Here is an 11,994-nt window from a genome sequence, read left to right as displayed (position 1 = left end):
ACTGATTAAAACAGCGCTGTGCGCCGCCTTTTCAGCGGCGAACAAGTCGCACGGTTATAGTGCATGGATTTAGAAAAATCAATGCTGTTAAAAATCTTGATCTTATACCCCCGCCGCTGTAAAAAGCGGCCCACCTGGGAGAGCACCCCGCCCTTGGGGTCTACCACCACAAAAGAGGAATGAGCCTGGAGGAGCTGGGGCGTGAGCCAAAACCGGGTTTTGCCGGAGCCGGACGAGCCGATGACACAGCAATTCAAATTCCGGGCGTTGGCCGGATTTTTCGGGCGCGTGTTCATGGTAAGAAATTCCGTCCCGGTGAGAATGACGTTATTCTCAAACTTGGGATCGACAAAGGGCATTATATCCTTTTCCGTCCCAAAACGGGCGGAGCCATACTCCTCATCCCGGCGGTACTTTTTGGCGTTTTTGCTTTTCGTGTAGATCAGCAGGCGGAACGCCGCCGCGCCCCCAATGCCAACGAGCCAGTCAAAGAGAGCGAGCCCCGGCGCAAAGTCGGCAAAGGCCGGGCCAATGGTCTGGCCCAGCCCCATGAGCTTATGAGCAACATCCGCACCCGCCGCCAGCCGGTAGGCCGTCCCCATTTTCAGACAGGCCCACAGGATAAACAGATAGGGGATGTTGGGTATCAAATATTTTTTGAGCTTATCTGTCTTCACGGGCCGCCTCCTTTACTCGCTCTTTCTTCCGGGGCTTTTCCTTTGCAAGCTGATCCTCAGCCCGCTTGAGCTGTTCCCGGATGGGGACACGGCTGGACTTGGAACGCTTCAACAGGCGTTTGGAATATTCAGAAAAACAAGCTGTCACCGCGTCCGCCTGGCCGCTCTTGAAAAACAGCAGGTATTTGTCCGGCCCGGTTTTATAAAAGGCATAGTCCACATTGAAGCGGCGGGCCACCCGGTCAAACTGCCGGGGAACTTCAATTTCAATGCTGTTTGTGGCGGCTCCGTGGGCCATAAGCTGGCGCACCGTTTGTCTGCCGTGGGGCATCTGGTGCTCCCGGCGGGCCTTTGCAATTTTGCGGCCCGCCGCCTGGAGCGCCTGGGCCAGCACCCGCGCCGTCAGCTTGCTGGCCTTTATGGATAGTGCTATGGTACGTCTGGAAACATCCTCGTCAACCAGCTATATCCCTCCTTTCCCCGGCGCACTTTGGGACAAAGTGTCCCCAAGTGCCGCCGTTCTTTGGGCCCGGCGCGTTAATGGCGGCCCTGGCCCTTGACCGCCAAAATGCCGTCCAGGGTGGTCGCCGTGATCCCCAGCCGCTGGGCCACCGCAATATCATTTTTCATCGCCTCGGTGATAGAGTGGCCGCACACCACCAGCACACGGGAACGCCGGAGCAGGTCGCGGGCTATGTCGATGCCGTTCTTGTGCTCCTCCGGCACCGCATCATTGAGAAACAGGGGCAGATACAGCGCGGGGCAGACAGGCGAAAAGCCCGCCTCGTACACGATGCGGCAGTAACGCGCCGCCCGTTCCATGTTGTCATCGTCATCGCCGCACCATGCGGCGGTAATATAAGCAAGGGGTCGTTTCATCGTCAAAACCTCCGTAACTGAATTGTTGGGCCGGGTCAACCCTATCCCCCCGCCCTTTCCCTATCCAGGGAAAGGGCGCGGCTCTGGAGGATATACCCCCGCCGCGTGGCCGGAGATAGCACAGCCGGGGCAGGCCGTCAAGGGCAAGCCTCCGCAAGCGGCGGGGCGTTCCGCCCCCTTGACAGCCCACCTCCGACTGCGCTTTTTTATCCCCGGCGACGGGGGATATATCACCACAGAGCCCTGCTTTACCGGGGCCTGGCACCTTGGGACAAAGTGTCTCGACGCAAAGCCCCGTTACTTTTCCAGAGTGTTCTTTTTCTCCGGCTTTGCCAGTTCGGGCGGCTGTTTCTCTTTCCAGTCGTCCAGCAGGGCCATAATCTGTTCTTTCATTTTGGCGGGAGTGACCTCCTTGCCAAAATACTTCGACAGTTCAGATGTTGAAATAATCACGCCGCGATCCTCCTTCTTTTCTTCACTCAAAATTCCGTCAATCACATCGCCGTTGAGCTTGCCATCCTTATCAAGCTCCCGGAGCCGCTTTGCCTGGTTGACCGAGGGGGAGGACTGCTCCCCCTCAATGGAGACAGCGATCAACCGCTGGTGTTCCGGGCGGATATAGGACAGCTCCACCGCAGGCATAAAGCCCAGCTTTTTGGCGTCCGTCATATCCAGGAGCTCCGGGACAAGAGAATTAAGCCGGATATAACGCATGACTTTTTTATAGTTCATACCGTGATCCGCGCCCACAATCTCAACCGAGCGTTTCCCCAGGGCCTGCTCCTCCTGGCTGTTGCCGGGGCGGGCCCCCTGGTGCTTGATAGCCTCCACCTCCAAATCCAGCAGGCGGGCCAACTCGCTGGGGAGGGGCTCCCCGCGCTGTTTGTTGCTGTTCCGCATTTCCCGGACGGCTTCAAAGTCCGTCATGTTGCGGACAATACAAGGCATTTCATCCAGCCCGGCCCGTTCACTGCCATGATGACGGCGATGGCCCGCGATGATTTCATAACCCTGGCCGTCTTTTTCCGGGCGGACGGTGGCGGGGGTCATAACGCCATGCTCCTTGATCGTCCCCACCAAGTCATCCATCGCCTTATCGTCCTGCACCTTGTAGGGATGCTCCCGGAACGTGTGGAACGCATGGAGCTCGGACAATTTCAAATAGACAACCTTGCCCTCCTCAACCGGGCGGGGCGGCTCGGCTGGTGTAGGCGGCAGGTTGATCTCTGGGACAGGGGCCGCCGCAGCTTTGACGGGCCCGGCCTTGCCCTTTGGCGGAGACTTGGGCGGGGCCATTCCACCGGAGCCCTTTTCCGGGGTTTTCTTTTTACTTTGGGACACTTTGTCTCGCGTGGACGGCTGGGCCTCGGCGCGGGCCGCCTTGTCCCCTTTGGGTGGGCGGCCTGTGCGGGGCTTGGCCGTCTTTTCCGCTTTTGGAGACTTCGGCTCCGCCTGTTCCTTTGGCGGACGGCCCCGGCGCTTTTCCGGCTTTTCCGCTTCAACGGCGGGAGCCTTGCCGCCCTTATCATCACCCCGCACATCCGACAGGTTGATGACCTTACCAGACGGAGCAGGGCCGCCCTCGCCCATACCGGGGAGCGTCACCTGTTCGGCCTGTTCCGGCGCGGGCGGTGCGCCGGGCCCCTCCGGGGCCGGGGACTCCGGGAGCTTTTCTCCCTCCGGGCCCTTGTTCAATGTTTCATCTGCCATTCGCTAACCTCCTTTTTTGTGACATGAAAAAAGGCCAGACCATACGGCCCGGCCAGCGAAAAATATTCCCCCTTTCCATTTTTAATGTTTGATTGATACCACTCCTTTCCCTGTCGAGCCATGAAAAAAACGCCCCTTTTGTTAATACAAAAAGTGGCGTTTTAGTGTAGGTTGGCTCGGTTTTTGTTGTGATTTATTATTATACCTTTGTCAAAGACGGTTATAGATATGCTGTTTGCAGGATATTTTCTGACACATACTCACTGCCTGAGCAACAAGTTCTTCGTTTATCATTTTAGGATCACTTAAAAAATAATAATATCCGGTTATACACAACTCCGGAAAAACAACAAAGTCAGTCCCGCTGTCAACTGCTTTTTCAATATAATCCTTCATAAGAGCTATATTTTTGATGACATCTTTTTGTGATTTAAAATTAACTACGGATATCCTCATTTATCTTTCCTCTTTAATTTAATCCTGTCACCTATAATCATCTGCCGATTCATTCCTTAAACTCCGCCATAAATGTCATACTCCCTATAGCAGCCAAACTGCAGCCTTTTACGGCGCTTAGAGAAAGGCGTCAGGCCGCAACCGGCAGACTGTTCGCCAGTGGGCAGGTCGTGTTATCTTTAAATTCTAACGGTCCACCGTACAAAAGTCAAACGAATCATTATACTTCACTGCCTGATTCCATTCTTCGTATAGTACAGTATATTTTATCTTACCCGCTTTTTACGCTATAATGTTTTACAAAACTGCAAATACCACCGCCAATACAGAAAACCCTTTCACCTGTTCTCCTTCAGATGAAAGGGTCTCTTATTTATTGATTCAGTTCTTTCAGCAAATCCAGGATCTCCGGCCTTACTATCTGATTATTGATATCTACCAATTCAAAATCAAGACATTTGTAATTCCACATAGCATGCCCTATTTTCAGTCCGTCACAGATAGTGATAAAATCACGGATCCATTTTACAGCTTCTGTGGCAGGCGCGGAGTCAATGACTCCAAATTCCCCGCAGTAAAGCTCACAACCGGAATACTGCATAAAGTCTTTCGCATAAGAAAGAAGGGACAGCATAAGGCTTTTATCGTTGCAGTCCGTTTCTTCCGACATCAGGGGATGTTCCTTCCTGAACTTGTCGTTTGCTTTTAGAAAGGCAATATAATCCGTCATATCTCCCGGATAGGTCAACGTATGCCTGTATGCGCAGAATTCCTCTGAAAAATGCGCCTTCTGATGTGTAAAAGCATTCGGTTCATAATAATGGAAATTATAAAATACATAAGGGTCTTCCACTAAATCCAGCCGGTCAAGATACCCCACGCTGTTTACATTGTTTGTCCCTGCCAGAACCCACCGGCCGGGATCCTCCTTATGTATCTCCTTGATCGCCCTTTTGTACAGCCGGTTCCACATATATCCGGTGGAGTCCGCAATCTCATTGAATAATTCAAACAAAAGCAGAGTCCCTTTATATCCTTTAAAATGCTCTGCCATTCTCGCCCAGAACAGGCAGAAATCATCACGAAGCGCCTCATCCGTCATCAGGGGCGTAGGTATCTCCATCTGTCCATAAACATGCCCTTCAATATTATGCAGGTCAATTACAGCATGCAGGCCGTAATCGGCACACCAGCCAATACAACGATCCAGATACTCCAGCGGCTTTTCCCTGAGAATTTTCTTTTCTTTATCCAGAAACAGCCATCCGTCCACCGGAATCCGAACATGGTCAAAACCCCAGGACGCAATCTGTTTTATATTATCCTCCGTAATAAATGTTTCAAAATGCTGCTGCAAAGCTTCTTTGGAACCCGCGTCTGCGATAAGCTCATATTGTGACAGGAAGCCTCCCAGATTAAGCCCCTGCTTAAAATTTTCAAATAACATATTACACTCCTTTTTAAGTTATCCTTTTACCGCTCCCACCACAATACCTCCTGAGAGATATTTGGAAATGAACGGAAAAATAATCAACACCGGAATCGCTCCCAGAACCGCGATTGCCATTTTTAACGTTGCCGTCGGCAGAGAAGCGCCGATACTGCTGCTGATGTTTTTCGCCAGTCCCTGCTGCATATACAGCGTATCCAAAAGCATTCTGTTCAAAAGCACCTGAATCGTGTACATTTTATCATTGCTGATATAATACAGACCGTTCTGCCAGTCATTCCAGTAATTCAGGGACACAAACAGCCCCAGGGTAGCCAGGATTGGCTTGGACATGGGCAGTACGATACTGCGCAGTATTCTGAATTCCCCTGCCCCGTCCATTTTGGCCGACTCCAGCAGCGCCACGGGAATATTAGAGGCGAAGTAATTCCTGGCCATAATGACATAAAATCCGTTTACCAGCAGGTTCGGAAGAATATATGCAAGGTAAGAATTTTTGATATGGAATGTATTGGTCCACATCATATAGGTAGGAATCAGGCCCCCGTTAAACAGAATTGTAAAAAACAGGAAAAAGGAAAAAAATGCCTGCCCCCTTAAATCCTTTCTGGAAATCGGATAGGCATACAGTATTGTAAGCACCAGATTTCCCAATGTCCCCGCAATCGTAACCAGGGCTGATATGCCATAGGATCTCAAAATGCCGCTGGAGCCATTGACGATATACTTATATGCCGTTAAATCAAATTGCCTGGGCAGTATATGATAGCCCTCATGAAGTATCGCCGTTTCGTTGCTGAAGGAAGATGAAAAAAGCAGAATCAGCGGCAGAACACAAAACAATGACACTAAAAACAAAATAATATGATCTATTGTCTGAAAAACTTTATCTCTTTTTACCATGATAACCTCTCCGCACAGATTGCAGGCGCTTTCTGCTATTTAAAATATGGCGCTGTCTCTGTCAATTTTTCTGACGATACCGTTTGCCGCCAGAATCAATACAAAACCGACCACAGACTGGTACAGCCCTGCTGCCGACGACATCCCCAAAGTACCCACACTCTTGATTCCCCGGTAAACATAAGTATCAATCGTGTTCGTTACATTCATCAAAGCGCTGCTGTCCATGGGTACCTGATAAAACAGGCCAAAATCCGATCGGAAGATACTGCCCAGCTGGAGCAGGGTCATCGTAATGATAGTGGAACGGATTATCGGAATGGTAATGTACATAATCCGCTGGAATCTTGTGGCGCCGTCTATTGTTGCCGCTTCATAATAGCTGGAATCAATGCTGATAACTGAGGAATAATAAATAATGGAATTATAGCCAAGCCATTTCCACTGATTCACAGCAACCAATATAAAAGGCCAGAACGCCGGCTGTGCATACCAGGAAACGCCTTTCTTTCCCATAGGTTCCAAAACACTATTGTTAATAAACCCGGTATCTGTACTTAACAGAGCGTATACAATATAGCTGACAACCGTAATGGATATCATATAGGGAATAAGATATGTCATCTGAAAGGCGCGCTTCCCTCTTTTAGAATTCAGTTCATCCAGAAGAATTGCTATCGCAAGTCCCACAAAAAGGCCTATCGCTATAAAAATAAGATTGTACCCCACCGTATTGCGCAGTATAATCCAGGAATCCCTCGTGGAAAACAGGGATTTAAAATTATCAAATCCGATAAATTCACTTCCCCAGATACCTTTCTGAAAATTATACTTTTTAAAAGCTATCACAGTAAATGTCATAGGTATGTAATTATTGAACAGCAAATATATAAATCCCGGAATCAGCATAAGGTATAGAGCCCAATTCAAATGCAACCGTCTTTTTTTCTTTTTCATATATGCCCCGCTTTATGTGTTACAGAGAATTTTAGTACTGCTTTTCCGGCCTCAGGAGCGCCGCAGCCTGCAGCCCGCCATAAGGCCGGAGTATTTAAAAAGTAAAATTACTTATTATCAGCTAACCAGTTATCCAGCTGTTTTTGTTTTTCGGTGAGAATCTTTTCGATACCCGCTTCCTCAAATTCAGCTTTCATCTGATCCCATACGGAATCCGGATCCACATCCCCTGTTTCCAGTCCCTTTTTATATTTATTGAGAACAGTGGTGCAGGCCACCACTTCATTGGTTACGTCCGTGCTGTCCCATACAAAGCCTTTTGCAATAGAGGGATGGCAGTCCTTATTAAACTGGATTGTATCACTCCAGATATCAGGACCATCCGTAACCCACTTATGGGCAATCAGTTCATTGGGAAAATGCCATGCGGCAACTGTCCAGCCCAGATCATCGGCGGTAACGCCTTCCGGATAATCGATAAGCCCTTTCTCTTTATCAACAAACTCATAATATTTTCCTTCGATGCCATAAATAAGCAGGTTTGCCACATCGGGATTGGAATACATTTCGTTAAGAACCTGCATGGCCCTCTCGGGCTGTTCGCTGGTATAAGGGATATACCAGTAGTTATTGAGATTGCTGGTTGTCGTATAATAGGGGACAATATTGATAATGGTCACATCAATTCCCGTATTTCTTTCCCACTGTGATTCAATGCCGGGTTTGGTTTCCGTTGTTGCGCTGAAGGCCTTTCCCGCACCCATAAGGCTGCTTACCTGCTCCGTATTGATGCTGGCATCAGGCATAATCAATCCATTCTGGGACCATTCATATCTTCGTTTGCATAATTCATAGTATTCGTCGGAGGTATAGAAATTTTTCACCGTGGTGTCATCGCTGAAGGAATCCGTAAGTACGCCGAAATCCCTTCCCAACCAGTCAATCGCAAGCATATAGTCCCCCATTGCGCCGCTGTCGGAGGCCAGAGGATATACATCCGGATACTTTTCTTTTGCCGCTTGAAGAATCGGTTCCATATCAGCTTCCGTCATGATATTGCTGTAATCAACACCGAGAGATTCCAGCATTTCGGTATTACATGCAAATCCCAGTCCCAATCCCAATTCTTTGTTGTTACGGATTGCATAAACCTGACCGTCTATAGATGTGGAAGCTAAATCTTCTTTACTGATATCGGCAAGAATATCCTGGCCGTCAGACTCCAAAAGTTCATTCAGCGCAATTACCTGCCCCTGGCTCGCCGCACTCGGAATAGGAAGCTGCGATACGCCGCCGAGCAAATCAATCTTTTCTCCGGATGCCAGTTCTGTCTGTACTTTATCCACATAGGTTGAAAAATCATAACGTACAATTTCAACCTCCGTATTGAATTTTGCCTTTGTGATTTCAGAAACAGCAGCGGAAATCTCCGCACAGGCCTCCTCTGATCCATATCCGTCTGCTACAATTCTCACCGTATATGGCTCCTGCGCTGAAAGCTCCTTTTCTCCATCTGCGCTTTCCTGCCCGGCATTACTTTCCTGTACAGACTCCGCCTGCGTACCCGCCGAAGATTCATTTACACTGCTCTCCACCGTACTGCCGCCTGAAGAACCACAGCCGGCCGCCAAGCCAGCCGCCATTGCCACTGCTAATAACACACTGATTTTTTTTCGTAACATAATACCCTCCTTTTTCTTTTCCACGGAACAAACTCCGTTTGAACATATAGTTTATCCCGCTCTTAAATTTGTAAGCACATTTTTCTGTGTTGATTAAAGTGTAGTAAAAAGTCGGTTTTGTCTCAACAACAAAACCGACCAATGAATAGAACGTTTTAGACTTTTATATTATCTGCCTTCCGAGCGATTATAGTATTCGTACGGAGTCATATCCGTCCATTTTTTAAATACCTTGGTAAAATAAGAGGGGGTATCAAAACCAACTTTTGTTCCCGCTTCTGTTATTGTACATGTCTTTTCCGCCAAAAGACGTTTGGAAACCAAAATCCTGTAGTACTGAATGTACTGTACCAGGGAATAACCCGTGGCCTTTTTAAATATACGGTTCAGGTAATCCCCATTCAAATGGACGGCAGCCTCAATATCCTGCCTGCTTAAATCCTCCATATAATGCCCGTGAATATAATTCTTAACCGATTCAACAACCGCCCATGCCGATGTGGGGCAGTCACCGCCCTGGACTGCAGGAGAATGCTCCCTGTCCATAGATGCATCAATCAGCTTATCCACATCATAAATGAACTGCCCCATATTCCGGTACTGCATGGCGGCATACCTTAAATCCATGGAGCGTTCGGATAGGGTTTCCAGGCTGACGCGTCTGATAAAATAGGCAAATATCTCCCCCTGGAACCTTCCTTTGAGCTTGGATATAAACAGCTCACACATATCATGGATTTGCTTCCTGTCATTATCAGTTTTAATAATCCAGAAGATATTGTCCCAAAGATGTATCTCCGTGATATCAGCAAAAAGCTCTTCTGCAATATTACTCAACGCAAACAGCAGGATGCTGTTATTTTTTACCTGCACCTGGGTTCCTGTCAGCCGTATATACACCAGCCCCTTTGGCTCCAGGGATTCTCTTGCCAGTCCTCCTACCTCAGCCGCTTTATTAATAAACTCCGTAAAAGGCAGAATATCGCCGGTAATCAAATTGGTGTAAAAAATCTTTTCTTCCCTTTTAGGATCATATACATTCTGTCCCGCATTCCCCTGAAGGCTTTCATTCCTTTTTTTATTGATTTCTTCTGCGGCAAGCCTTATGGTTTCCGACAGCTCCTCAAAGCTTACCGGCTTTAATAAATATTTCACAACGCCAATATTTATAGCATCCTGTGCATATTTAAAATCCGGATATCCGGTAAGTATAATCTTCACAATATCAGGAAAATTTTCTCTTATCCATGCCAGAAGCATCAGTCCATTTTCCTGCGGCATTTCAATATCACAAATAATAATGTCTATTTGGTTGCCCGAAACAAGCCTTCTGGCATCCATAGCCGTATAGGCGGTGAAAACCTCATGAATTCCCAGCCCCTGCCAGTCAATATGCTTTTTCAAAAGATTTACTACGATTACTTCATCATCAACAATTAATATATTCATAGTTCCGTATTTTCATCCTTATTCATCCGGGGAATGCGGATCATAACCACAGCCCCCTGCACCTCATTCCGAATTGATACAGCGGCCTGCCCGCCATACAATACCTGCATACGGTTTTTTACATTAATGATGCCAATATGCCTTCCGTCTTCTTCAATATTCTCATTATCATTCAGCCTGTCCAGGATTTCAACAGGGAAGCCCAGTCCATTGTCTTTAATAATTATATGCAGCATCCCGCCTTCTTCCTCTATCAGCAGAGAGATTTCCAAATCCTGTACCAGCATGATGTTATGCTTGATACTGTTTTCAATGAAAGTCTGTATCAGAAGCGGCGGTATTTTTTCCTCATCGGCATCAGCATTACAGGTAATTCTCAGTTGAAAATTATCCTGATACCTTATTTTCTGCACCTGTGCATAGCGTACGATGCACTGGAGTTCATCTTCCAGATATACATAATCCTCCTTCAAAGACAACAGATACCTGAAATACTCCGCCATGTTTTTAGTAAGTTCCTGTATTGTAACATAATCCTTTATGCTGGCAAGCGTATAAATCAGGTTCAAAATATTGGTATAAAAATGAGGCTGTATCTGTACGCGCAGAAACTGATTAAATATCTTTTCCTTTTCAAGGCTTGTCTTATACACATCAATTTTCAGATTGATGATCTGCTCCGCCATATGATTAAAGGTCCTGTACAGCACGGTAATCTCCCGGTTTGTTGTGTGATCCTGCAATCGGATCTCCGTATTTCCGCCGCTGAATTCCTCCATTGCATTTTTCAGCTTTGTAAGAGGCCTGAATACGGATCTGTCCTGGTGAAACAGCGCTATCCATATCAGAAAAAAAGAGGCTATTATCGCAATTATTATGATAATAAAAAGATAGGAACCACTGTTTATAAAATTAAAATAAGGGATTTCCACACAGATTTTTTTGTTAATCATTCTGATTGCACGTGAGAAAGTAAAGCAGTTTTTGTACTCCTCGATTTTATCAGCCTTATAAAAAACAGAGCCGTCCATATTCAAAAGATAGACATTACTTTCCTGATCCTGAGGCATAATATCATTAAGAACATTTTCACAACTGATGTAACAGCCGCTGAATCCCCCTTTATGCTCATACAGATGCAGGAAATAATCCTTTCCCCCCAGCTTGATATCCTTCCAGTCAGCAGAATTATTGACCTGAACGTTCAGTATATACTCTTTCAGTTCATCATTTTCCTTCTCCTGAAAATAATCCAGATATGAAATTGAAGAAAGCATAATATTCTTGTCCGGAATAAAGACGAAAAAAACAATCTGGTTTTCATTGATAATAGACAGGTTGGTCAGATCACGCTGGAGATCCGAACTTTTTTCTTCAATGAAATCCGAATCGGAGGAATCACAGATCAGATTATAATCCGTGCTGTTGTTTTTATTAATCAGTGAAGTCAGTTCTTTATTTGCCACATAAAACTGATCCGCCCAGTAATTACTGGAATAATTGAGGGAATTTTTATAAATTTCTTCTATCCGACGATTGAAATGTCTGATGGTAAAGATATTAAAAACCGCAAAAAGAAATACGACAAAGAAAGATGTGAGTAATATAAAATAGCCTGATTGGATAAACCTTAATTTTTTCATTCCGCACCGGATTCCCTGTATTTGTTATTATGTTCGTGTGCCAAAGCCGCAGCCGGCTTTCCATGCGCCACTACAGTTCAGTGGCGCACAGCAACATTATAACATATATCGAAATCAATACAACAAGGTAAAATTCCAGAGCTGATACAACGGTGCAGCAGCCTGAAATCCAGGCTGAAACAGTGGTG

At 46.7% G+C, this 11,994-nt stretch carries 10 protein-coding genes and 1 pseudogene; all 11 read right to left on the bottom strand.

What is annotated here, in order from left to right:
* Nucleotides 1-53 precede the first annotated feature (53 nt).
* A pseudogene (locus tag DXC51_RS22820) lies at nt 54-677 on the bottom strand (type IV secretory system conjugative DNA transfer family protein); the annotation flags it as partial.
* Nucleotides 664-1,071, bottom strand: a complete 408-nt coding sequence (locus tag DXC51_RS22815) for a PcfB family protein (protein ID WP_330413872.1) — start codon at nt 1,069-1,071, stop codon at nt 664-666. The pseudogene DXC51_RS22820 and the gene DXC51_RS22815, both read right to left, overlap by 14 nt.
* A 143-nt stretch (nt 1,072-1,214) precedes the next feature.
* Nucleotides 1,215-1,556 carry a DUF7768 domain-containing protein gene (locus DXC51_RS22810; protein WP_117545496.1) on the bottom strand — a complete coding sequence of 114 codons (342 nt, stop codon included), beginning with the start codon at nt 1,554-1,556 and terminating at the stop codon, nt 1,215-1,217.
* Nucleotides 1,557-1,853: 297 nt separating this feature from the next.
* A complete protein-coding gene (locus DXC51_RS22805) occupies nt 1,854-3,266 on the bottom strand; it encodes a ParB/RepB/Spo0J family partition protein (RefSeq protein ID WP_117545495.1) in 1,413 nt (470 codons plus the stop codon).
* Between the two features lie 210 nt (nt 3,267-3,476).
* A complete protein-coding gene (locus DXC51_RS22800) occupies nt 3,477-3,722 on the bottom strand; it encodes a nitrilase-related carbon-nitrogen hydrolase (protein ID WP_117545494.1) in 246 nt (81 codons plus the stop codon).
* A gap of 373 nt (nt 3,723-4,095) precedes the next feature.
* The gene (locus DXC51_RS22795) at nt 4,096-5,169 is read right to left on the bottom strand and encodes a glycoside hydrolase family 5 protein (RefSeq protein ID WP_021639971.1); all 1,074 of its coding nucleotides are present in this window, start codon (nt 5,167-5,169) and stop codon (nt 4,096-4,098) included.
* 18 nt (nt 5,170-5,187) lie between these two features.
* Nucleotides 5,188-6,075, bottom strand: a complete 888-nt coding sequence (locus DXC51_RS22790) for a carbohydrate ABC transporter permease (protein WP_021639972.1) — start codon at nt 6,073-6,075, stop codon at nt 5,188-5,190.
* Between the two features lie 39 nt (nt 6,076-6,114).
* Nucleotides 6,115-6,924: an ABC transporter permease subunit gene (locus DXC51_RS22785; protein ID WP_320919472.1), complete on the bottom strand. Its 810-nt coding sequence runs from the start codon at nt 6,922-6,924 to the stop codon at nt 6,115-6,117.
* A gap of 215 nt (nt 6,925-7,139) precedes the next feature.
* Complete coding sequence (locus DXC51_RS22780; RefSeq protein WP_035324189.1) at nt 7,140-8,714, bottom strand: ABC transporter substrate-binding protein; 1,575 nt, start codon at nt 8,712-8,714, stop codon at nt 7,140-7,142.
* Nucleotides 8,715-8,882: 168 nt separating this feature from the next.
* Nucleotides 8,883-10,163: a response regulator transcription factor gene (locus DXC51_RS22775; protein ID WP_021639975.1), complete on the bottom strand. Its 1,281-nt coding sequence runs from the start codon at nt 10,161-10,163 to the stop codon at nt 8,883-8,885.
* Entirely contained in the window at nt 10,160-11,806 is a 1,647-nt protein-coding gene (locus tag DXC51_RS22770; protein WP_021639976.1) for a sensor histidine kinase, read from the bottom strand. Before DXC51_RS22770 ends, DXC51_RS22775 begins: the two co-directional genes overlap by 4 nt.
* Nucleotides 11,807-11,994 lie beyond the last annotated feature (188 nt).

This window comes from Eisenbergiella massiliensis, assembly GCF_003435485.1.
This window is presented reverse-complemented; position numbering and strand designations above follow the sequence as displayed.